Source organism: Shewanella sp. YQ_9, from assembly GCF_043103185.1.
GTDB classification, from domain to species: Bacteria; Pseudomonadota; Gammaproteobacteria; order Enterobacterales; family Shewanellaceae; genus Shewanella; species Shewanella algae.
This window is the reverse complement of sequence record NZ_JBICJO010000068.1, coordinates 13,222-34,992: the sequence shown is the minus strand read 5'-3', so window position 1 is coordinate 34,992 and position 21,771 is coordinate 13,222. Positions and strand designations below refer to the sequence as shown.

At 54.0% G+C, this 21,771-nt stretch carries 18 protein-coding genes and 8 tRNA genes; 19 read left to right on the top strand and 7 right to left on the bottom strand.

The window, feature by feature from the left end:
• Window positions 1–92 precede the first annotated feature (92 nt).
• Both purN and purM read right to left on the bottom strand, forming a co-directional pair.
• Window positions 93–737 (bottom strand): phosphoribosylglycinamide formyltransferase, encoded by a 645-nt coding sequence (gene purN, locus ACF8D4_RS18740; protein WP_025011947.1) that lies wholly within the window; start codon window positions 735–737, stop codon window positions 93–95.
• Window positions 737–1,774, bottom strand: a complete 1,038-nt coding sequence (purM, locus tag ACF8D4_RS18735; RefSeq protein WP_109248715.1) for a phosphoribosylformylglycinamidine cyclo-ligase — start codon at window positions 1,772–1,774, stop codon at window positions 737–739. Before purM ends, purN begins: the two co-directional genes overlap by 1 nt.
• Window positions 1,775–2,034: 260 nt before the next feature.
• Here purM and upp point away from each other — a divergent pair, with 260 nt between their 5' ends.
• Window positions 2,035–2,661 (top strand): uracil phosphoribosyltransferase, encoded by a 627-nt coding sequence (gene upp, locus ACF8D4_RS18730; RefSeq protein ID WP_028781646.1) that lies wholly within the window; start codon window positions 2,035–2,037, stop codon window positions 2,659–2,661.
• A gap of 110 nt (window positions 2,662–2,771) precedes the next feature.
• Here the strand turns inward: upp and ACF8D4_RS18725 are convergent, their stop codons facing one another.
• From ACF8D4_RS18725 to ACF8D4_RS18710, 4 genes are all read right to left on the bottom strand, one after another.
• Complete coding sequence (locus ACF8D4_RS18725) at window positions 2,772–3,101, bottom strand: SMR family transporter (protein ID WP_028781645.1); 330 nt, start codon at window positions 3,099–3,101, stop codon at window positions 2,772–2,774.
• A gap of 11 nt (window positions 3,102–3,112) precedes the next feature.
• A complete protein-coding gene (locus tag ACF8D4_RS18720) occupies window positions 3,113–3,502 on the bottom strand; it encodes an SMR family transporter (RefSeq protein WP_025011949.1) in 390 nt (129 codons plus the stop codon).
• Window positions 3,503–3,679: 177 nt separating this feature from the next.
• On the bottom strand, window positions 3,680–4,633 hold the full coding sequence (locus ACF8D4_RS18715; protein WP_071237973.1) for a LysR family transcriptional regulator: 954 nt from the start codon (window positions 4,631–4,633) through the stop codon (window positions 3,680–3,682).
• 210 nt (window positions 4,634–4,843) lie between these two features.
• Complete coding sequence (locus ACF8D4_RS18710; protein ID WP_044734659.1) at window positions 4,844–5,272, bottom strand: hypothetical protein; 429 nt, start codon at window positions 5,270–5,272, stop codon at window positions 4,844–4,846.
• Between the two features lie 553 nt (window positions 5,273–5,825).
• On the opposite strand from ACF8D4_RS18710, the gene ACF8D4_RS18705 reads away from it, so the two are divergent.
• The 17 genes from ACF8D4_RS18705 (at window position 5,826) to ACF8D4_RS18625 (ending at window position 15,612) form a co-directional block, all read left to right on the top strand.
• On the top strand, window positions 5,826–8,003 hold the full coding sequence (locus ACF8D4_RS18705; protein ID WP_208193251.1) for a prolyl oligopeptidase family protein: 2,178 nt from the start codon (window positions 5,826–5,828) through the stop codon (window positions 8,001–8,003).
• Between the two features lie 128 nt (window positions 8,004–8,131).
• A complete protein-coding gene (gene ybgC, locus ACF8D4_RS18700; RefSeq protein WP_025011952.1) occupies window positions 8,132–8,533 on the top strand; it encodes a tol-pal system-associated acyl-CoA thioesterase in 402 nt (133 codons plus the stop codon).
• Window positions 8,523–9,212: a protein TolQ gene (gene tolQ / locus ACF8D4_RS18695; protein WP_025011953.1), complete on the top strand. Its 690-nt coding sequence runs from the start codon at window positions 8,523–8,525 to the stop codon at window positions 9,210–9,212. The genes ybgC and tolQ overlap by 11 nt, the downstream gene beginning before the upstream one ends.
• A complete protein-coding gene (gene tolR / locus ACF8D4_RS18690; RefSeq protein ID WP_025011954.1) occupies window positions 9,209–9,646 on the top strand; it encodes a protein TolR in 438 nt (145 codons plus the stop codon). Before tolQ ends, tolR begins: the two co-directional genes overlap by 4 nt.
• Complete coding sequence (gene tolA / locus ACF8D4_RS18685; RefSeq protein ID WP_167716628.1) at window positions 9,647–10,606, top strand: cell envelope integrity protein TolA; 960 nt, start codon at window positions 9,647–9,649, stop codon at window positions 10,604–10,606.
• A gap of 9 nt (window positions 10,607–10,615) precedes the next feature.
• Entirely contained in the window at window positions 10,616–11,941 is a 1,326-nt protein-coding gene (gene tolB, locus ACF8D4_RS18680; RefSeq protein WP_392466169.1) for a Tol-Pal system beta propeller repeat protein TolB, read from the top strand.
• 24 nt (window positions 11,942–11,965) lie between these two features.
• Window positions 11,966–12,505 (top strand): peptidoglycan-associated lipoprotein Pal, encoded by a 540-nt coding sequence (pal, locus tag ACF8D4_RS18675; protein WP_025889363.1) that lies wholly within the window; start codon window positions 11,966–11,968, stop codon window positions 12,503–12,505.
• A 26-nt stretch (window positions 12,506–12,531) separates the two neighbouring features.
• Window positions 12,532–13,260 carry a tol-pal system protein YbgF gene (ybgF, locus tag ACF8D4_RS18670; protein ID WP_025011957.1) on the top strand — a complete coding sequence of 243 codons (729 nt, stop codon included), beginning with the start codon at window positions 12,532–12,534 and terminating at the stop codon, window positions 13,258–13,260.
• A gap of 137 nt (window positions 13,261–13,397) precedes the next feature.
• A tRNA-Lys gene (locus ACF8D4_RS18665) sits at window positions 13,398–13,473 on the top strand.
• Window positions 13,474–13,499: 26 nt separating this feature from the next.
• Window positions 13,500–13,575: transfer RNA gene (locus ACF8D4_RS18660), tRNA-Lys, on the top strand.
• Between the two features lie 35 nt (window positions 13,576–13,610).
• A tRNA-Lys gene (locus ACF8D4_RS18655) sits at window positions 13,611–13,686 on the top strand.
• Between the two features lie 37 nt (window positions 13,687–13,723).
• Window positions 13,724–13,799 (top strand) — tRNA-Lys (locus ACF8D4_RS18650).
• A gap of 29 nt (window positions 13,800–13,828) precedes the next feature.
• A tRNA-Lys gene (locus tag ACF8D4_RS18645) sits at window positions 13,829–13,904 on the top strand.
• Between the two features lie 35 nt (window positions 13,905–13,939).
• Window positions 13,940–14,015, top strand: a tRNA-Lys gene (locus ACF8D4_RS18640).
• Window positions 14,016–14,043: 28 nt separating this feature from the next.
• Window positions 14,044–14,119, top strand: a tRNA-Lys gene (locus ACF8D4_RS18635).
• Between the two features lie 19 nt (window positions 14,120–14,138).
• Window positions 14,139–14,214, top strand: a tRNA-Lys gene (locus ACF8D4_RS18630).
• Window positions 14,215–14,442: 228 nt separating this feature from the next.
• On the top strand, window positions 14,443–15,612 hold the full coding sequence (locus tag ACF8D4_RS18625) for a DcaP family trimeric outer membrane transporter (protein WP_107111749.1): 1,170 nt from the start codon (window positions 14,443–14,445) through the stop codon (window positions 15,610–15,612).
• Between the two features lie 449 nt (window positions 15,613–16,061).
• Here the strand turns inward: ACF8D4_RS18625 and acs are convergent, their stop codons facing one another.
• Entirely contained in the window at window positions 16,062–18,014 is a 1,953-nt protein-coding gene (acs, locus tag ACF8D4_RS18620; protein ID WP_096141841.1) for an acetate--CoA ligase, read from the bottom strand.
• Between the two features lie 320 nt (window positions 18,015–18,334).
• Here acs and ACF8D4_RS18615 point away from each other — a divergent pair, with 320 nt between their 5' ends.
• The gene (locus ACF8D4_RS18615) at window positions 18,335–21,763 is read left to right on the top strand and encodes a PAS domain-containing hybrid sensor histidine kinase/response regulator (RefSeq protein ID WP_107004930.1); all 3,429 of its coding nucleotides are present in this window, start codon (window positions 18,335–18,337) and stop codon (window positions 21,761–21,763) included.
• Window positions 21,764–21,771 lie beyond the last annotated feature (8 nt).

Below are 21,771 nucleotides of genomic sequence, written 5' to 3'. Positions count from 1 at the left end.
TGCGCCACAGCCGTAATAGCCATTGTTGTAATGAAAAAAGGAGCCGTATGGCTCCTTTTTGCTGAATTAATCAATCTAAGTTTACTCAGAGATCAGTCCGGGGCGTAGCCGTTGGGGCCAATGGCTTCATCGTCGAGCCAGGCCTTACCGTCAACCATCTTCAGCCGACCCTGGCAGAACCAGCGCACCACTATCGGGTAGATGGCGTGTTCCTGCTCGTGCACCCTGGCCGCCAGAGTTTCCACTGTGTCATCGGCAAACACAGGTACCTTGGCCTGCAAAATCACCGGGCCACTGTCCAGTGCCGGGATAACGAAATGAACACTGGCGCCATGTTCGCTGTCACCGGCTTCGATGGCGCGCTTGTGGGTATCCAATCCAGGATACTTGGGCAGCAGTGACGGGTGGATATTGAGCATCTTGCCCTGGTAACGGCTGACCAGCTCATCACTGAGAATACGCATAAAGCCGGCCAATACGATGAGGTCGGGCTGATATCTGTCGATAGCCGCCTGCAGTCTGGCATCGTATTGGGCGCGGGACTCTTCTTTGCGGGCGATGACGCAACTGGTGTCTATTTCGGCATGATGGGCCCGGATCAGACCATAGGCATCGGCCTTGTTGCTGATCACCCCGACCACGCGCCCTGGCATCTTGCTATCACAGCTGTCGATAACAGCCTGCAAATTACTGCCATTGCCCGAAATCATTACCAATATGCGACAACTCTCCTGCATTAAAGGATCTCCACTTGCTCTTCTTGTTGATTACGATTGGCGATAGTGCCTATCTGCCAGGCGTTTTCACCTTTGGCCTTGAGTAGCTCAATGGCGGCGGCGGCTTCGGCCTGAGGCAGGGCAACTATCATACCGACACCACAGTTAAAGGTGCGGTACATTTCATGTTCTGTGATATTACCGGCTTGCTTGAGCCAGTTGAATACGCTGGGCCACTGCCAGGACTCGCCCTGGATAACGGCCTTGGCGCCTTCTGGCAGTACCCTTGGAATGTTTTCCCAGAAACCGCCGCCTGTGATGTGTACCATGGCGTGAACCGGGTGTTTTTCCAGCAGTTCCAGCAAAGGTTTGACATAGATGCGGGTCGGTTCCAGCAGGTGATCGATAAGCGGCTTGCCGTCCAGATCTTGCTGTGGGTCGGCCTGGCTGACTTCCAGGACTTTACGGATCAGTGAGTAACCGTTGGAATGAGGACCACTGGAGCCCAGGGCTATCAGTGCATCACCGGCCTGTACCTTGCTGCCGTCGATGATGGCTTCTTTCTCCACCACACCGACACAAAAACCGGCCAGATCATAGTCAGCGCCTTCGTACATGCCGGGCATTTCGGCAGTTTCACCACCGATCAGGGCACAACCGGATTGGAAGCAGCCTTCGCCGATACCTGTGACCACATCGGTCGCCACATTGACGTCCAGCTTGCCGGTAGCATAGTAGTCGAGGAAAAACAGCGGCTCGGCGCCTTGTACCAGCAGGTCGTTGACACACATGGCCACCAGGTCGATACCGACAGTGTCATGCTTTTTGAAGTCAATGGCCAGGCGCAGCTTGGTGCCCACGCCATCGGTACCGGAAACCAGCACAGGGTGCTTGTATTTGGTTGGCAGTTCACACAGGGCGCCAAAACCACCCAGGTTGCCCATGACTTCAGGACGGTGAGTGCGTTTGACTACGGACTTGATGTTATTGACGAGTGCGTTGCCTGCATCGATATCGACACCGGCGTCTTTATAGCTCAGTGGGGTAGGGGTACTCACTTGATCCTCTCGGGTACATCGTTATGGATTTTATGCGGCGCTATTCTAGCAGTTTGCCGGGGGGGTCGAAAGCCAAGATTGCACTTTATTCATAGGGATATAAGTCACGATTTACCAGATTTATAAAACTTTCTGTTTTACCGCCGGAACAAATCAACTAAAATCTCAGAAATTTGCCCAAATCCGGCTGGTTTGTGCTCTGCACGCCGGGAGCCGCCAGTCTGATTGCTCGTCCCGCCCGCAAGATCAGGAGAAAAAGAATGAAAGTTGTCGAGGTTAAACACCCGCTGGTACGCCACAAAATCGGTTTGATGCGCGAAGCTGAGATCAGCACCAAGCGTTTTCGTGAGCTCGCCGCCGAGGTTGGCAGCCTGTTAACCTACGAGGCAACCGCAGGTTTGGAAACCGAAACTGTGACCATTGAGGGCTGGAACGGTCCCGTTGAAGTGGAGCAGATTAAAGGCAAGAAGGTGACTGTAGTGCCTATTCTGCGTGCCGGTCTTGGCATGATGGACGGCGTGCTGGAGAACATTCCCAGTGCCCGCATTTCTGTCGTCGGTGTTTACCGTGATGAAGAAACCCTGGAGCCTGTGCCTTATTTCGAGAAGCTCGCCAGTGATATGGAAGAGCGCTTGGCACTGGTAGTTGACCCTATGCTGGCGACCGGCGGCTCCATGATTTGCACCATAGACTTGCTGAAAAAGCGTGGTTGTAAGCATATCAAGGCGCTGGTGTTGGTTGCGGCTCCTGAAGGCGTCAAGGCACTGGAAGAGGCGCATCCTGATATCGAACTCTACACGGCGTCTGTCGATAAGTGCCTGAACGATAAGGGCTATATCCTGCCTGGTCTGGGTGATGCCGGTGACAAGATCTTCGGTACCAAATAAGTCCCTTTAGTGAGCACAACTCTTTATTGTTTTTAATAAAAGAGTGAGCATAAGAAAGGCGCCCTCGGGCGCCTTTTTGCTTATTTCGACCTTACTTATTCCTTCTGCTCTTAGGCGGTTTTCATGGTGATAACCGCGGCGATAACCACGGCTATGCCGACCCAGCCTATGGGCTTGAGTCTTTGTTTGAACAGCAAGGCGCCGCCGATAGCCGTTCCCAAAATGCCTATGGCGCCCCAGGAGGCGTAGGCGATCGCCAAGTCTATCTCTTTCACTGCCTGTGCCAGCAGAGTAAAAGCGCTCAGCACCAGCAGGATTGCCAGTGCGCCCCATAATTTACGCTTGAACCCATTGGAGCGGGTGAGCGCCATATTGGCGGCAATATCAATCAAGGCGGCCAGCACCACATAGCCAAAGGAGAGCGTCAGAAACTGGTTCATGTTCGCCTCCGTTACAGGTTACCGGCGGTGCTGTTTGCTCCCAAGCCGGTATCCTGAACTTTGGTTTTATCACCTTCATGGCTCTCCCCCAGAGTCACCAACACTATACCCAGGATGGCCAAGGCCAGTCCGGCAAGCTCCTGCGGGTTGAGCCTGGAGTCAAACAGCAGCATGGATACCAGGGTGATCAGGGCTATGCCCAAACCTTCCCAAACCGCATAAGCCACGCCTATGGCAATCTTCTTCGCCGCCAGTGATAAAAAGAAGTAGGACACACCAATCAAGAGGTACATCAACAGGTAGCCCCAGATTGAGCCTTCGGGTCCCAGCAGGTTCATGGTACTGGTACCCGCCACTTCGGCGGAAATCGCAAACAATAGAAATACGCGTGCAAGGATCATAATTCACCTTCTACATGAAATTAAAAATATGCATAACGGAGAATTGCGCATTACACCCGGAACTATCTGGCCAGATAAGTGATGAAAAACGGAGTAACAACAAAATTAAGTAGCAATTCCAAACTTACGCCACTAGGTTAACCGGTCAATTTTTGGGTTGGTAGGTAATTGAGATATTCAATTTTGAATATCTGTTTCAGTCTGGACAGACGCTTGCGATGGCCGAAAGGTGTCTTGCATTACCTTGTGAAGATGCCGGTGCAGCGGGTGATTACGGTAGGTCTGCAAAAAGCCGCCGGACACCACGAAGTGGCTGAACTCCCGATTGACCTGGGGCATGGGGAAGGAGGCCAGCTCCGGCATCAACCTGGCAGTGCCTTGACTGGCGTACATGATGGCGTCGGTTTCCAGCAACATCTGGCAGGCGACCCTAAGATTGTAGGACTTGAGCAGCACATGGGGCTGATAACCCATACGCTGATACTCTGACTCCACAGTGCATTGCGGATTGTAGGAGGCCGGTGCAGGCAGGGAGACTATCGGCAGCGTGGACACTGTCTGCCAATCATTTTCATCGCCGAGCAGCGGATGATTTTTGCGTGCCAGGATCACCCGTTTCTCGGTGAACAGCGGCCGCATATAGATATCCTTGGACAGCTCGGTTTCCTGATCCAAAATACAATAGTCATGTATGCCTTCGAGCATCTCATCATGGCTGTAACCGTTCCAGCTGGAAAAGGTGAAGCTGGCTTTGGGAAAGGCCCGGTGACAGCTTTGCAGCAATCTTTGTCCCTGTTCATCCATCAGGTAAGGATCTGTCACTATGGCTATTTGCCCTGTATAGGTGTCGGCGCTGAAGTCTTCGAACTCCAGCAGGACTTTCTCGATAGGGGCCAGAATATTGTCAAACTCTTCTGCCAGGCGCAGCGCCATGGGAGAGGGCTCTACACCATGGGGTTTACGGACAAACAGGGGATCCTGGAAGGTTTGCTTCAGGCGCATTACACCCCGGCTGGCGCTGGGCTGAGAGATCCCAAGTTGCATGGCGGCCAACTTGATACTGCGATTGTCGACAACCGCCTTAAGTAGGCGCATCAGATTGAGATCCAGAGTATCCAGTTCATGAGCCATTTATCTATCACCCCTGTTTGCGGCTGGCGCCACTGTATAAGAGCGCGCGGCACAAGATAAAACATCAAAGTTTGCCATGGCTTCTGTGTTGCTCACGGCAATGATTGCAGGTGACTCGAGAGTAACACAGCTTAACGCTCTAAGCCCCTGTGGGGTTACATCGGCTGACTTTGGCGCTTGGCTAATGTCCCGCTCAGAGCAACGCCTTGATTACTCAGTCTCTTTACTGAGTTCTTCTACTGGCTTTCGGGCCTGCTTGAGACCTTGCCACAGCAGCAAGCCGCCGAGTATCAGCACCAAAATAACCACGGGCCCACCGACCGTATAATCGTTTAAGGCGATCATCGGCGGCAACTGGGCCGTGTCTCTGTATGATGCATCGGACACTATGATCAGAAGCGCTAAACCTGCTGCCGCCAACAAGGCGATACCGCTGGAGCGGCACCAGTTACGGCGGCGGTTGAGAAAACCGGCGAGGGTGAGGCTGACAGCCGCCAGCAAGGCACCGAAGATAACCATAAAGTATTTTGCCGGTTGTTGCTCCGGCAGGCTCTGGAAGGCACCAAAAATACAGACATAAGTTGAAAAAGCGCCGACCAGCAGTAACAGGTAAGCAAGCAATATACGCAGCAGTGACATACGGGTCCTTGTTGTCTTTGGGAAAGGTGGCGATTAAAACATAAAAAAAAGCCCACTTGAAACAAGCGGGCCGCAAAAATTAAATCATTGCAATCAACAAATTGAAGGAAGGAAGTCAAGCATAAGAACCAGGGAAAACTGCCATGAAAACTACACAACAGTTTTGAAGTTCTTGGTTTTCATATTTACCGGGGTAAATACTTCCTGAAAACGAGGCACATTTTAGTGACAGAATGTGTCAGCAACAAGCGAGAAAAACTACGTCATGAGATAAGTAAAACTAATGTCACAAAGGTGATGCAGGTCACGTAAATGCACTTGTAGCCCGTGTTTCGCTTCTTTACTCAATGTGGATGCATAAATCTGCAATTTATATAATTAATCCTTGTTGCCGTTTTATTAACATTTGTCATTGTTCAATCCTTGCACAGATTGTCATTTGACGATTGTGTCGGTTTTTTTTGCTTGTATAGTACTTTGCAAGTCGCTGCGTTTGCATTTTTTGCTAAAACGCCGCTGTACGCCTCTTTATTTAGTCGGACAGGAAGTTTCCATGACAATAACTACAAAATTGGCTCGCCCTATGCTGTTGGCTGTAGGCTTGAGCCTGGCGCTCGGCGCCTGCCAGAGCACAGATACCCCAAATGGCCAGAGCTCGCTGGCTGCCGTTAAGTCCCAGTATCCGGCGACCCGCGCCGAAGTGCTGGTTGAAAACATTCACGGTGTTCAGGTTGCCGATCCTTATCGCCACCTGGAAGAAAGCACTCCGGAAACCGAAGCCTGGGTCAAGGCTCAGCAAGCTTTTGGACAGGAATATCTGTCGGCTATCCCCAACAAGCAGGCGGTAGTCGACAGGATCACCACCCTGTGGAACTACGAAAAAATCTCCGCCCCCTTTGAAAAGGGTGACAATACCTTCTATTACCGCAACGACGGCCTGCAGGCCCAGTCAGTGCTTTATGTCAAAGACAAGCAGGGGAATGAGAAGGTGTTGCTGGATCCCAACGCTTTCTCTGACAAGGGCACAGTTGCCCTGTCCGGCGTGTCAGTGAGTGACGATGGCAAGGTGCTGGCCTATGGTGTCTCCGAGTCCGGCTCCGACTGGCAACAGTGGCAGTTTATGGATATTGCCAGCGGCAAGCTGCTCAGCGACAAACTGGAGTGGATCAAATTCTCCTCTGCCGTGTGGGATCATGCCAACGAAGGCGTATTCTATGCCCGCTATGATGCCCCGGCCGGCGGAGACAAGATGGCCGATGTCAACTTCAACCAAAAGGTTTACTACCATAAGCTGGGCACAGATCAGAGCCAGGACAAGCTGGTTTATGAAAGGCCACAAAACAAGGACTGGGGCTTTGGAATCGGTGTCTCTGAAGACGGCGACTATCTGCTGCTGTCTATCTCCCAGGGAACCGACAGCCGCAACCGCTTCTTCTATAAGTCACTCAAAGATCCCAAAGCGGAAGTGGTCGAGCTGATTTCCGACTTGGAAGCCGAGTACAGCTTTATCGGCAACGACAAGTCAGTGTTCTATTTCAAGACAGATCTCGATGCCCCCAACGGCAAAGTGATTGCCATAGATTTGCGCCGTCCGGCCAAAAAAGACTGGAAGACAGTGATCCCTGAGACAAAGGATCCTATCGCCAGTGTTGGTATCATCAATGATCATCTGGTGGTGAGCTCACTGCATGATGTGCTGGGACAGCTGTCCATCTACTCCATGGGTGGCGTCAAGCGCCAGGACGTGACTTTGCCGGGCAAAGGCAAGATTGCCGGCCCATACGGCAAGCGCAGCAAAGACTACTTCTATTACACCTTCAACAGCTATGTGCAGCCGCAGACCACCTATAAGTTTGACTTCAAGACAGGTGAGTCCGAGCTGTACCAGAGCCCTAAAATCGCCTTCAATCCGGATGATTATGTATCCGAGCAGGTGTTCTACACCAGCAAGGACGGTACCAAGGTGCCCATGATGCTGTCATACAAGAAAGGGCTGAAGAAAGACGGCACCAACCCGACACTCCTGTATGCCTATGGTGGTTTTGCCATCTCCATGACCCCAAGATTCAGCCCGGCCAATATCGCCTGGCTGGATATGGGCGGCATCTATGCTGTGCCCAGCCTGCGTGGCGGCGCCGAATATGGTGAGAGCTGGCACCAGGCCGGTATGTTCGACAAGAAGCAAAATGTGTTTGACGACTATTTTGCCGCTGCCGAATACCTGCTGGACCAGGGCTATACCAACAAGAGCAAGCTTGGCGCCTATGGCCGCAGTAACGGTGGTTTGTTGATGGGCGCCGCCGTGACCCAAAGACCGGATCTGTTTGCCGCCGTGCTGCCCGCCGTTGGGGTACTGGATATGCTCAGATTCCACAAGTTCACCATAGGCTGGGCCTGGACCAGTGAATACGGCAGTGCCGACAATGCCGAGCAGTTCCCGGCGTTGCTGGCTTACTCTCCATATCACAACGTCAAGTCTCAGGCTTATCCTGCGACCATGGTGATGACAGCCGATCATGACGACAGGGTGGTGCCGCTGCACAGCTTCAAGTTTGCCGCCATGATGCAGGCCAAGCAGCAGGGGGATCAGCCGGTTATCATGCGTATCGAGTCCAATGCCGGTCACGGCGCCGGTAAACCCACAGCGATGAAGATAGATGAAGCGGCGGATATCTTCACCTTCCTGTGGCACAACTTTGGCTTGACCCTGCCGAGCAAAATCGACGGTTAAGCTTAAGTTAAGCCTTGAAAAAATAAACTGGGGCCTGCGGGCCCCTTTGCTTTTTCCGCCATTCACAAGCGGATTGTGGATAAGGTATAGTAGGCCTCACTTTTGGCGCATTAAAAGCAAGTGGAAGCATGTTTCGTTGGCCTATCACTGTCTATTATGAAGACACAGACGCGGGTGGGGTGGTTTACCATTCCAACTATTTGAAATTTTTTGAAAGAGCCCGAAGTGAGTGGCTCAGGTCTATGTCGGTGAGCCAAACCGCCCTGTTGCAGCAGGATATCGCCTTTGTGGTACGCCACGCCGAGCTGGATTTCTGCAAGGCGGCACGATTTGAGCAGAACCTTTGGGTGGAAACCCGTGTCTCAGAAGTGAAGCGGGCATCTTTGGTGTTTGAACAGCGCCTGGTAGATGCCGAGGGTGAGTGTTATTGCGCAGCCAGTATTCTGGTTGCCTGTATTTCGCTCGAGCGCATGCGGCCATTGGCCATTCCCCAACACATATTGCAGGAGTTTAAAAAAGGTGGAAGCTGAGATTTCGTTTATTGGATTGTTCATGCAGGCCAGTCTGTTGGTAAAACTGGTGATGCTCACCTTATTGTCTCTGTCTATCGCGTCCTGGGCTGTGATAATCCAGAGGCGCAAACTCCTGAAAGCGGCCAGGCAAAATGCCGAACGCTTCGAAGAGAAGTTTTGGTCCGGTGTGGATCTCAATCGTTTGTACCAGGAGCTGTCGGCGCGCCAGGAAAGTAACTCAGGGCTTGAGTCCATGTTCGTATCCGGCTTTAAGGAATACGCCCGCCTGTCGAAACTGAACGGCCGGGTGCCAGAAGCCATTATGGATGGCAGCTACCGCGCTATGAGAATCTCTCTCTCCAAAGAGTTGGATAAGCTGGAAACCCATCTGCCGCTCTTGGCAACCATAGGCTCCACCAGTCCCTATATCGGCCTGTTTGGTACAGTTTGGGGGATCATGAACTCCTTTATCGCCTTGGGCGCGGTGGAAAATGCCACTCTGGCCATGGTGGCACCGGGTATTGCCGAAGCGCTTATCGCTACCGCCATGGGCTTGTTCGCCGCGATTCCAGCGGTTATCGCCTACAACAGATTCTCCACTCAGGTGGAAAAGGTCGAGTCTTCCTACGCCAACTTTATGGAAGAGTTCTCCGGCATATTGCACCGTCAGGCATACAGCGATAAGGAAGCCGTATGATGCAGGGATATCAGCGCAAGCGGCGTCGCCCCGTCGCTGAAATCAATGTGGTGCCCTATATCGACGTGATGTTGGTGCTGCTGATCATCTTTATGGTGACGGCGCCGATTGTGACTCAAGGGGTGAAAGTGGACTTGCCTCAGGGTAAGGCCGAGCCGCTGCCCGCCGACAGCAAGCCGCCTGTGGTGGCCTCCATCAATGCCGAGGGTGAGTATTTTCTCGACTTGGGTGGCTCACCCAATAATGAGGTGCTGGATCTGGAAGAGATCAGCACCCGGGTTAGCGCCATCATCAAGATGGAGCCGGATCGCCCCGTGGTGGTCAAGGGCGATCGCGCCATTCCCTACGAGCGGGTAATCCAACTGATGGTGTCGCTGCAAAATGCCGGCGTGCCTTCTGTCGGTTTGATGACAGATTCGCCAGAGGAGAAGTAAGTGGCTGGGAAATCTGATTTTACTGTCCCCTTTATCATCTCAGCTGTGCTGCATATCGGGGTTATTGCAATTCTGGCCATGGGCGTGGACTTTCAGGACAAACCCAAATTGCCGACACCACAGGCTCCGTCTGCGCCTGTGCAGGCAGTGGTGGTCGATCAGCAGAAAGTGGATGACTATGTCCAGAAGCTGAAACAGGACAAGGCCGCCGCCGAGCGCCGTGAGCGCGAGCGGCAGCAGGAACTGGATCGCAAGGCCAATGAAGCCAAAAAGGCCCGTGAGCAGGAGCAGGAACGGATCCGCAAGTTGGAGGTCGAGCGCAAGCAAAAAGAGCTGGAGACCCAGAAGGCTGCCGATGCTGCCAAGGCTGCCAAGCTGAAAGAGCAGCAGGAGAAAGAAAAGGCCCAGAAAGCGGAAGCCGAGCGTAAGGCCAAGGAGCAACAGCGTAAGGAAGCCGAAGAGGCTGCTCTTAAGGCAGAGCAGAAACGCAAGGCCGAGGAAGCCGCCGCTAAAAAAGCGGAAGAGGAGCGAAAACGCAAAGAAGCTGAGCGTAAGGCCAAAGAGGAAGCCGAGCGTAAACGCAAGGCCGAGGAAGAGGCCCGTCGCCGTCAGGAGCAGGAGTTGGCCGATGCGCTGGCCGCCGAACAAGCCGCCTTGTCTGCTACCCGTAATCGTCAGGTCATGAGTGAAGTCGACCGTTACCGGGCGATGATCACCGCCACTATTCAGCGCAATCTGGTGGTGGATGAGTCGATGCGGGGTAAAGTCTGTAAGGTCAAGGTGCGTCTGGCCAAAGACGGCTTTGTCACCAACAGCCAGATCATCGAAGGGGATCCTGTGGTATGTCGCGCCGCCAAGGCCGCCATCAACAAGGCCGGGCGTTTGCCGGTTTCCCAGGAGCCTGATGTGTATCAGCTGATGAAAGAGATTAATTTAGAAGTCAGACCGGAATTCAACTAAGGGAGCCTCATGAAACGAATTGCCAAGAGTCTTATCTGTTTGCTGGCTGTGCTGGTGCTGCCGGCAAGGGCGGCACTGGATATAGTGATCACCGAAGGGGTGGACGCCGCGCGTCCCATCGCCGTGGTGCCATTTGTCTGGCAGGGCACTGGACCGGCCCCAGAGTCGATTTCGGATGTAGTGATGTCCGATTTGACCCGCAGTGGTACCTTCAAACCACTGGATGAATTGTCACTGGGTCAGCGCGCCATCAGCAAGATGGACGAGTTCAATGCCGCAGCCTGGAAAAATGTTTCTGCCGAAGCCGTGGTGATGGGCTATGTGAAACCCTATGGCGCCGGTAAGTATCTGGTGAGCTTTGATTTTGTGGACTTGGTGAAGGCGCAGATGCAGTCCGGTGGCCCTCAGCCCCGCAGCGAGCTGCTGCTGGATAGCCGCGAAACCGTTATCAGCGAAGCACAGTTCCGCCAGTATGGTCACAGGATCAGCGATATAGTCTACGAGAAGCTGACCGGGATCCGCGGCGCCTTTTTGACTCGCATCGCCTATGTGGTGGTTAATCACCAGGAGAAGAATCCCTACCGCCTGATGATTGCCGACTACGACGGCTACAATGAACAAATGCTGCTGCGTTCGCCTGAGCCTTTGATGTCTCCTGCCTGGTCTCCGGACGGACGCAAGCTGGCCTATGTCAGTTTCGAAAACAAAAAGGCCGAAGTATTCGTCCAGGATATCTATAGCCAAAGCCGTACCAAGGTTACCAGCTTCCCCGGCATCAACGGCTCGCCGAGCTTCTCGCCCGATGGCAGCAAGCTGGCTGTGACTCTGTCCCGTGACGGTCAACCTGAGGTCTACGTAGTAGAGATAGCCACGGGCGCGCTCAAGCGGATCACCAACCACTATGCCATTGATACCGAAGCCACTTGGTTCCCCGATGGCAAGTCGCTGCTGTTCACCTCCGAGCGGGGTGGCAGGCCCCAGCTATATCAGGTAGAGTTGGCCTCAGGCAAGGTGACCCGCCTGACATTCGAAGGCGAGTGGAACCTGGGGGGTACTGTGACCCCTGATGGCCGCAGTATGATTTTCGTCAACAGAACCAACGGCAAATACAATATTGCCCGTATGGATCTGCAGACGCGTTTTATGCAGGTGTTGACCTCAACCCGGCTCGATGAATCACCCAGCGTTGCCCCTAATGGCACCATGGTGATTTATGGCACCACTTATAACGGCAAGCAGGTGCTGGCAGCGGTATCTGTCGATGGCCGTTTCAAGGCGCGGTTGCCAGTGGGGCAGGGCGAGGTGAAATCACCCGCTTGGTCACCGTTTCTATAACTTATATTTCAGAAGGATAACATGATGGATCTCAACAAGTTGTTTAAGGCAATCGTAATCGCTGCGCCATTACTGGCTCTGGGTGCCTGTAGCTCAACTTCAGAATCAGAAACGGACGCCAGCGGTTCGACAACTTCCGGTAGCGAGTACGGCAATGGTGCCGGCGGCGTGGAAATCGGTGGCGCCAATCCGGTGCTGAGCCCGGAAGAGCAGCAGCGCCTCAAGTTCCAGGAACTGCGTAAAGAACACATCATCTACTTTGATTTTGACCGCAGTGAAGTGCAAACAGAATTTGCTGAAATTCTGGAAGCCCACGGTACTTATCTGGTTGAACATCCTAACGTACGCGTGTTGATCGAAGGCCACGCCGACGAGCGTGGTACTCCGGAGTACAACATAGCTCTGGGTGAGCGCCGCGCCAAGGCTGTAGCCAAGTACCTGCAGGGTATGGGCGTACTGCCAAGCCAGATGAGCATTGTCAGCTATGGTGAAGAGAAGCCTCTGGATATGAGCCACACAGACGAAGGTTTTGCCAAGAACCGTCGCGCTGTGCTGGTGTACTGATCCCGGCATTAGAGGGACATTGAAGAATGAAGAAAGCCGTTATCATCACGGCCATGCTTCTGGGAACTGGGGTCGCTTATGCGGCCCCAGCGCCCGTTGAAGACATTGGCGGCGGTTCCAGTGAGGATCGCATCGCCCGCCTTGAGCGGATCATCAAGGCCCGTCAGCAAGCCGAGTTTGAGACCATGCGCAGAATGGATACTCTGCAGCAGGAGGTGCTGGAACTCAGAGGCCTGACCGAACAACAGAACTATCAGATAAACCAGATGTTGCAGCGCCAGCGCCAGCTCTATGACGAAATCGCCAACCTGCAAAGCAAGCCTGCGGCGCCCGCCGTCAGCCAAACCCCATCAAATGTGGTGGCCAGTTCGTCTTTGTCCGAGACCGACAGCTATCAAAGGGCGGTCGATCTGGTACTGAAAGAGCGCCAGTACGACGCAGCAATTCCGGCATTTCGTGACTTTATCAAGCAGTACCCCAATTCGGGCTTCGCCGATAACGCCAACTATTGGCTCGGGCAACTGCTCTATAATAAGAATGAATTTGCCGAAGCCAAAACCGCTTTTGCCAATGTGGTCGATAACTTCAAAGAATCGGGTAAGCGGGCCGACAGTCTGGTTAAACTTGGGCTGATTGCCGAAAAAACAGGCGATAAAACGGCAGCAAAGAACTACTATCAGCAAGTGGTGAAACAGTACGCAAACAGCGCTGCAGCAAGGATTGCACAGCAGCAATTGGCGGCAATTAAACCATGATTTAACTAAAAAACATCCGCCCAGTTTGTTTTTCATGCAAACAACAAAAAATCGGGAATTTACACTTGCATGAGAATCACAAAGCGGTATTATAGGCGCCCTCAGCACGGCATGGCCTGCTGAGGCGAAACCTGAATGGGTCGTTAGCTCAGTCGGTAGAGCAGTTGGCTTTTAACCAATTGGTCGAAGGTTCGAATCCTTCACGACCCACCAACTTCATGTTTCGTAAACCTTTTAGTGGGTCGTTAGCTCAGTCGGTAGAGCAGTTGGCTTTTAACCAATTGGTCGAAGGTTCGAATCCTTCACGACCCACCACTGATTTATTGCGGTCTGCCTCGGCAGTCAATGTCGGGTCGTTAGCTCAGTCGGTAGAGCAGTTGGCTTTTAACCAATTGGTCGAAGGTTCGAATCCTTCACGACCCACCATCGCAATCCAAATCAAACAATCTGGCAGTATATCCGTGGGTCGTTAGCTCAGTCGGTAGAGCAGTTGGCTTTTAACCAATTGGTCGAAGGTTCGAATCCTTCACGACCCACCACTTGCTTGAGAATAGGGTGACACCCAGATGGGTCGTTAGCTCAGTCGGTAGAGCAGTTGGCTTTTAACCAATTGGTCGAAGGTTCGAATCCTTCACGACCCACCATTTCTCAGCATGCTGCAAAAGGTAGATCTTCCTGCGGGTCGTTAGCTCAGTCGGTAGAGCAGTTGGCTTTTAACCAATTGGTCGAAGGTTCGAATCCTTCACGACCCACCATCAGGAAAGATAGACCACAACATTCAGTGGGTCGTTAGCTCAGTCGGTAGAGCAGTTGGCTTTTAACCAATTGGTCGAAGGTTCGAATCCTTCACGACCCACCACTGAATGCTCAATCTGTATGGGTCGTTAGCTCAGTCGGTAGAGCAGTTGGCTTTTAACCAATTGGTCGAAGGTTCGAATCCTTCACGACCCACCATCCAGAACTCCGCTTGAAAACGCCAAGCTCGCCAATATCCAGCTTCAGTCGATTTGCTTTAATATCCAAGCTAATTTAGCCAATACTTTTCTACTTTTGTCTCATAGACCTATTGCCAATGTTTCAATTCTGTTAAACATCGGATAGTGCTTCTTGCTTTCTCAATCTGTCTTGGCAGTTGTGTTTTTTGCCGGATGGGTTGGCATAACAACAAGGAGACAATCCAAGATGAAACAAGCAAGACTCACCGGGGTGTGCGCTGCAACCCTTCTGGCTCTGGGTGGTTTGGGGACGGCTCAGGCATCGGTATTGGAAAAGACTGACGTGCAGTTTGGCGGCTATCTCAAGGCCGATATCATGTTCAGCGATTACAGTAATGGCGCGCCCGACTCCAACAACGTCTCACGCCAGTTCTATGTGCCAGGCGCCATCTATGGGGTAGATGGCAACGGCAATCAGGTGACCGACTTCCAGGCGCGGGAAACCCGTTTTAACTTCAAGACGGTAACAGATCTCGACGGCCACACTCTCACCGGCTTTATTGAGCTGGACTTCATGACTCATACCGATGGTGATGAGCGGGTATCCAACAGCTATTCACCGCGCATTCGTCACGCCTTTATCAGCTATGACAACTGGACCATAGGCCAGACCTGGACCACCTTTATGAACCCGGGGGCACTGCCGGAAAACCTCGACTTTGTCGGTGCCACCGAAGGTACGCCCTTTGCCCGTCAGGCGCAGCTGAGATACAGCAATGGGGGCTTTCAAATCGCCATCGAAAACCCGGAAACCACTATTACTCCCTATGGCGGTGGCAGCCGGATCACCAGTGGCAATGGGGTGATGCCGGATCTTATCGCCCGTTATAACTTCAAGACCTCTGGCGGCGCCAGTTTCTCTGTGATGGGGATGCTGAGGCAGCTCGAGCTTGAGACCCGTATCGCCAATCAGGATATAGACAGCACTGAGCTCGGCTATGGCGCCAGCGTGGCCGGGATCATTCCTGTGGGCCGTGATGATATCCGTTTCACCGCCACCTATGGCGAAGGCCTGGGCCGCTATGTGGCGCTGAACTTTGCCAATGGCGCGGTACTGGACAACAACAACGACCTGCAGGCGATAGAATCCTACTCAGGCTTTGTGTCTTATCGTCATTGGTGGAACGAGCAGTGGCGCTCAAGCTTTACCTTGTCTGCTTTCAGCGCCGATAACGATGTGTCTCTGACCGGAGGCACTGCCAATAAGGAATCCTATTCAGGTTATATTAACTTGCTTTACTCGCCGGTGAAGGCACTGACCTTTGGGGTAGAGTATATGTATGCCAAGAACGAGCGGGAAAATGGCACAGATGGTGAGCTTAACCGGGTCACCTTCTCGGCCAAATACGTGCTTTAACCCTTGTTGCGACCGGGAGCTGTGACTCCCTACTTGTGACTCCCTATTTATACTCTTAGCCAAGCCACCTCAGGGTGGCTTGCTTTTTTACTCTGGCCCTAAATATCAGGCAATTGTGAAATCTGCCTCAAAGGTTTAGGGGCTGTAATGAATGACATGGTTCCCCTTCATTGCAAATTCCGGTCATAGAGGTTCATCAACGCCAGAAGCAGGCAATGGCCCATTATGTTGGTTATCGTTGCGCTGAGCTTGCCAAACACTAATTCGCTATTCATGCCATTGATAACATGTGAGAAGTCATTCTTCACATGTTAATGCTTCGGGGTCAACTGGAGAGGTACCTGAAATGTATGAGCGGCTTACGTCGGTAACCCGTTTAAGCCGATTCTGGGGCAAGCTGAAAGTAAAAAAATGCCCCTCCAGGAGGGGCAATAGGAGGAAGTAAGCTTTTACTCTGTACGGTTGAGTCGCGACTCAATCAGAGTATCAATCACGGCTGGGTCGGCCAGAGTTGATGCATCTCCAAGGTTGGTTATCTCGTTGGCGGCAATCTTGCGCAGGAAGCGGCGCATGATCTTGCCGGAGCGGGTCTTGGGCAGACCACCGGCAAACTGGATAAGATCAGGGGTCGCCAGGGCGCCAATCTCTTTGCGCACCCATTGTCTCAGCTGTTGTCTCAGCTCTTCGGTGGCTTCTATGCCCTTGGTCAGCGTGACATAGGCGTAGATCCCCTGGCCCTTGATGTCATGGGGGTAACCCACAACCGCAGCCTCGGCCACCAGATCGTGCGCCACCAGTGCGCTTTCAATCTCGGCGGTACCCAGACGATGACCGGAGACGTTAATCACGTCATCGACCCGACCTGTGATCCAGTAGTAGCCGTCTTCGTCACGGCGGGCACCGTCACCGGTGAAATACATGCCGCGGAAGGTTTTGAAGTAGGTCAGGGCAAAGCGTTCATGATCACCGTAAACCGTGCGCATCTGTCCCGGCCAGGAATCCAGCATCACCAGGTTGCCCTCGGTAGCGCCTTCCAGAATATTGCCCATGTTGTCTACCAGCGCAGGTTGCACCCCGAAGAAGGGACGGGTGGCCGAGCCTGGCTTGGTATCCGTGGCACCGGGCAGCGGACTGATAAGAATGCCGCCGGTTTCGGTTTGCCACCAGGTATCGACAATCGGGCAATGCTCATGACCTATGACCTCGTGATACCAGCGCCAGGCCTCAGGGTTGATGGGTTCGCCCACAGAGCCCATGATCCGCAGCGAGCTGCCGTCAAACTGGTCAAACTGCTCCTTGCCTTCGGCCATCAGGGCGCGGATAAGCGTGGGGGCCGTGTAGAGTATGTTGACCTGATGGCGGTCAATCATCTCGCCCAGGCGGGCAGGGCTTGGGTAGTTGGGCACACCTTCGTGAATAAGCACTGTGGCGCCATTGGCCAGCGGGCCGTAAATCATATAGCTGTGGCCGGTGATCCAGCCCACGTCTGCGGTGCACCAGTAGACTTCGCCCTGCTTGTAGTCGAACACATATTCGTGGGTCATGGAGGCGTACACCATGTAGCCGCCCGTGGTGTGCAGTACACCCTTGGGGTTACCGGTAGAGCCTGAGGTGTAGAGCAGGAACAAGGGATCCTCGGCGCCCATCTCTTCCACTTCGCAATGCTCGGAAGCGGTTTCGGTCAGCGATTCCCACCAGACATCACGACCATCGACCCAGTTGATATCATTGCCGGTGCGTTTGAGCACTATCACCTTCTCAACCGTGGTGACATCCGGATGGGCCAGCGCCTCGTCGATATTGCGCTTGAGTGGGATGGCCCGGCCACCACGCAGACCTTCGTCTGCGGTCAAAATTACCTTGGAGCGGCCATCTATGATACGTGAAGCGATGGAATCCGGGGAAAAACCACCGAATACCACGGAATGCACGGCGCCGATGCGGGCGCAGGCCAGCATGGCGATGGCGGCTTCCGGCACCATGGGCATATACATGGTGACCACGTCACCGCGGCGCACGCCCTGGCTCTTGAGGGCGTTGGCAAATTTGCACACTTCTGTGTGCAGCTGGCTGTAGCTCAGGGTGCGTTGATCTCTGGCATCATCGCCTTCCCAGATGATGGCGGTTTGGTCGCCGAGTTTTTCCAGATGGCGGTCGAGGCAGTTGGCCGAGGCGTTCAGTGTGCCGTCGTAGAACCAGTTGATGGACAGGTTGTGATCGTCAAATGAGGTTTTCTTGACCTTGGTATAGGGCTTGATCCAGTCGATACGTTTTCCATGTTCACGCCAGAAACCTTCGGGGTTAACCACGGACTCCTGGTACATTTTCTTATATTTTTCATCATTTACCAGTGCATTGGCCGCAATTGCTGCGGGCACTTTATAAAGAGACTGAGTGCTCATTTGGCTTCCCTTTGTTTTTGTCATGCGTGAGCCAAAGTATGGGATGCTTGCCGGTGCCGTCTCTATTAGACATTGGTCTAGTTCTGAAAAAATGTTATTTATTAACCGGTTATTGCGTTTAAAACGAACAGCTTGAAGTGCTTGAGCCGGCGCCGTTTTTTAGCATTGAAAGCCGCCTGAAAACGCCGGGTTTCTGCCTCTGCAAAGTAAGGGAACATGAACGCAGGCTAAGGCAGCGGTTCATCAAAGCCATTGGCTGGTGTAATCTAGCCGGGATAACAACAGTCGCCGACGGATACGGCGACAATAAAGAGAACCCTATGAATCTGACCCTTTTTGTGGCGGTGATCGCCGTCTGTTATGTTTGTTTGCTGTTTCTGCTTGCCTGGGGCGCGGAGCGTTGGTTCAGTGGTGTCACCCGCAGGTTGCAGAAATGGATCTACGCCCTCAGCCTGGCGGTGTATTGCTCTTCCTGGAGTTTTCTCGGCACGGTTGGCCAGTCGGCCAATGACTTTTGGTCCTATCTGCATATCTTTATCGGCCCCATCATCATTTTTACCCTGGGCTTTGGCATGCTGCGCAAAATGGTGGTGGTGTCCAAGGCGCAAAATATCACCTCGGTGGCCGACTTTATCGCCGCCCGCTACGGCAAGTCGCAGCCGCTGGCGGTGATCATCACTCTCATTGCCCTGTTCGGCATCATGCCCTATATCGCGCTGCAGCTGAAAGCCATGGTATTCAGCCTAAGCCTGTTCCAAAGCCCGGATGATCCGCTCGATGGCGCCAAAGTCGCGCTTATCATCGCCGTGCTGCTGGCCATCTTTGCCATCCTCTTCGGCACCCGCAAACTGGATGCCACCGAGCATAACCCGGGGATGATGCTGGCTATCGCCTTTGAATCCTTGGTGAAACTGGCCGCCTTTGTGTTGGTGGGCGGCATAGTGGTCTTCGGGGTATTCGGCGGCTTTGGCGACCTCTGGAGCCAGGCCAGCGCCAAGGGCGTAATAGTCAATCCCAATCTAAGGCTCGAAGCGCTGATGCCCGAGCTGATAGTCGGCATGGCGGCTTTTCTCTGTATGCCGCGCCAGTTCCACGTCATGGTGGTCGAGGCAGAAGGCGAGCAGACACTGTCCAAGGCGCGCTGGTTGTTCCCTCTCTATATCGGCCTGTTCGGCTTGTTTGTCGGGCCGCTGGCACTGGCGGGCAAGGTGCTGCTCGGCGACAGTGTCTCTGCCGATACCTATGTGATCAATCTGCCGCTGGCGCTGGACGCACCTTGGCTGGCGATAGTGGCGCTGCTGGGAACCCTCTCGGCCGCCACCGGTATGGTGATAGTGGCTGTGGTGACCATCAGTGTGATGATAAGCAACGAGTGGCTGGTGCCGGTACTCTTGCGTACCGGGCAGATCCGTCGCAAGAACTTCAGCCAGTTTTCCCAGCAACTGCTCTATGCCAGACGTCTCTCCATCGCGCTGATCCTGGCTTTCGGGTATTTCAGTTACCTGAGCTTTGAGAGCAGTGATTCCCTGTCCAACCTGGGCATGCTGTCTTTCGGCGCCTTTGCCCAGTTGGCACCGGCCTTGGTGGGCGGGCTCTACTGGAAACATGGCAATCGCGCCGGGGTGTTTCTCGGCATGGCGGCGGGCTTTGGTCTATGGGGCTTTTTGCTGCTCAAGGGCTCGGGCGCCTGGGAAGGCGTGCTGGCAGGTCAATTTGAACTGTTAAAGGCGCTTAAGCCCAATGTCAACGATACCCTGTTGGCACTCGGCGCCAACCTGATTGGCTATATCGGCGGCTCTATCTGGCTGCGCGCCGGCTTGGTGGAGCGTATTCAGGCCAGCGCCTTTGTCACCCCGGGTGAACTCAAAAACACAGGCAATCGCAAGACAGGCCCCATCAGTCAGCAGGACTTGCTTATCCTGGCTAGCCGCTTTGTCAGCCCGACCCGGGCCTATGAGAGTTTCTCGCGCTTTTCTGCCGATGCGGTGCGCAGCGACAGCTGGCACAAGACCGCATCACCCGAGCTTATTGCCCATACCGAGCACATGCTGGCCGGGGTGCTGGGGGCTTCCAGCGCCTCTTTGGTGATGGACTCAGTGTTGCAGGGGCGGGATCTGGCCCTCGATGAAGTCTTCAGCCTGGTGGATGAGGCCTCATCGAAGATTATTCTCAGTCAGGACATGCTGCGCGCCGCCATAGAACACGCCTACGAGGGTATGAGCGTGGTGGACAAAGATCTCAACCTGGTGGCCTGGAACTACCGCTATGTAGAGCTTTACGACTATCCGGAGGATTTCCTGCAACCGGGAATGCCCATCAGCGAGGTGATACGTTTCAATGCCTCCCGCGGCTACTGCGGCCCGGGGGATGTGAATGAGCATGTCGAGCGCCGGGTACAGCATATGCGTAACGGCACCGCCCACAGCTCAGAGCGGCGCAGGCGCGATGGCAAGGTGATCAAGATTCAAGGCAATCCCATGCCGGACGGCGGTTTTGTGATGACCTTTACCGACATTACCCAATATCGTGAGCAGCAACAGGCGCTGGAGCAGGTCAACGAAACCCTGGAGGCCAGAGTCAAGGAGCGCACCTATGAGCTGGCGCTGCTCAACAGCAAGCTGCTCGAAGCCAAGGCCCAGGAGGAGATGGCCAACGCTTCCAAGAGCCGTTTTCTGGCGGCGGTGGGGCATGACTTAATGCAGCCGCTCAATGCGGCCAGGCTGTTTACCGCCTCTTTGAGTCAGTATCCAGGGCTGGACAGGGAAGGGCGACTGACCCTCTCCCATGTCAACAGCTCACTGAAAACCGCCGGTGAACTGCTGACCGATCTTTTGGATATCTCCAAGCTGGATTCCGGCATGGTGGAGGTAAAACGGCGCGACTTTGCCATCTCCGAAGTGCTCAACGCCCTGGCGGTGGAGTTTGAGGCAATGGCCAAAGACTGCCAGATCCGCTTTGCCATGATGCCCTGCAGCCTGACGGTCAATTCAGACCCTTCACTGCTGCGGCGGGTGCTGCAGAACTTTCTCACCAACGCCTATCGCTATGCCAAGGGCGGGCGGGTGCTGATGGGCTGTCGCCGCCGCGGCAGTGAGCTTGAGGTGCAGGTGCTGGATACCGGCTGCGGCATTGAAGCCGGGCAGCTTAGGGAGATATTTCACGAGTTCAAGCGCCTGGATAACCCCCATTCCAACAGCGTCAACGGCCTGGGGCTTGGGCTGGCGATAGCCGACAGAATAAGCAAGGTGCTGGAGCATGATATCCGTGTATCTTCGGTACAGGGCAAGGGCTCTGTATTTGCCATTCGGGTGCCGCTTGGGGCCACTGTCAGCGTGCCGCAACCCAAGGCCATCTCTGCTGTGTTGCAGCCGCTCGCCGGGGTCAAGGTGCTGTGTATCGACAACGAAGAGGCTATCCTCGCCGGGCTCGAAAGCCTGTTGAGCCGCTGGCAGTGCGAGGTGATCTGCGCCCGGGATCTGAGTGATGCCAGGATCAAGCTGGGGCTCAAAGGGGTGGCGCCGGATATCATGCTGGCGGATTATCATCTGGATAAGGGCCAAAACGGCGTCGATGCCATGGATGAGCTCAGGGCGCTGTATGGGCAACATCTGCCCGGCATTTTGATCACCGCCAATACCCGTAAGGATCTGGTGGAGGATGTCGAGCGCCGCGGTTACCACTATATGGCCAAGATGATTAAACCGGCGGCGCTCAGGGCCTTGATCTCCAGCCTGGTGAAGAAGGCGTAATTTAAAAG

Excerpts from the sequence above, each read along its gene's own strand:
- purN (WP_025011947.1), bottom strand. The coding sequence starts at position 737 with ATGCAGGAGAGTTGTCGCATATTGGTAATGATTTCGGGCAATGGCAGT.
- upp (WP_028781646.1), top strand. The coding sequence starts at position 2,035 with ATGAAAGTTGTCGAGGTTAAACACCCGCTGGTACGCCACAAAATCGGT.
- ACF8D4_RS18725 (WP_028781645.1), bottom strand. The coding sequence starts at position 3,101 with ATGAACCAGTTTCTGACGCTCTCCTTTGGCTATGTGGTGCTGGCCGCC.
- ACF8D4_RS18720 (WP_025011949.1), bottom strand. The coding sequence starts at position 3,502 with ATGATCCTTGCACGCGTATTTCTATTGTTTGCGATTTCCGCCGAAGTG.
- ACF8D4_RS18715 (WP_071237973.1), bottom strand. The coding sequence starts at position 4,633 with ATGGCTCATGAACTGGATACTCTGGATCTCAATCTGATGCGCCTACTT.
- ACF8D4_RS18710 (WP_044734659.1), bottom strand. The coding sequence starts at position 5,272 with ATGTCACTGCTGCGTATATTGCTTGCTTACCTGTTACTGCTGGTCGGC.
- ACF8D4_RS18705 (WP_208193251.1), top strand. The coding sequence starts at position 5,826 with ATGACAATAACTACAAAATTGGCTCGCCCTATGCTGTTGGCTGTAGGC.
- ybgC (WP_025011952.1), top strand. The coding sequence starts at position 8,132 with ATGTTTCGTTGGCCTATCACTGTCTATTATGAAGACACAGACGCGGGT.
- tolR (WP_025011954.1), top strand. The coding sequence starts at position 9,209 with ATGATGCAGGGATATCAGCGCAAGCGGCGTCGCCCCGTCGCTGAAATC.
- tolB (WP_392466169.1), top strand. The coding sequence starts at position 10,616 with ATGAAACGAATTGCCAAGAGTCTTATCTGTTTGCTGGCTGTGCTGGTG.
- pal (WP_025889363.1), top strand. The coding sequence starts at position 11,966 with ATGGATCTCAACAAGTTGTTTAAGGCAATCGTAATCGCTGCGCCATTA.
- ybgF (WP_025011957.1), top strand. The coding sequence starts at position 12,532 with ATGAAGAAAGCCGTTATCATCACGGCCATGCTTCTGGGAACTGGGGTC.
- ACF8D4_RS18625 (WP_107111749.1), top strand. The coding sequence starts at position 14,443 with ATGAAACAAGCAAGACTCACCGGGGTGTGCGCTGCAACCCTTCTGGCT.
- acs (WP_096141841.1), bottom strand. The coding sequence starts at position 18,014 with ATGAGCACTCAGTCTCTTTATAAAGTGCCCGCAGCAATTGCGGCCAAT.
- ACF8D4_RS18615 (WP_107004930.1), top strand. The coding sequence starts at position 18,335 with ATGAATCTGACCCTTTTTGTGGCGGTGATCGCCGTCTGTTATGTTTGT.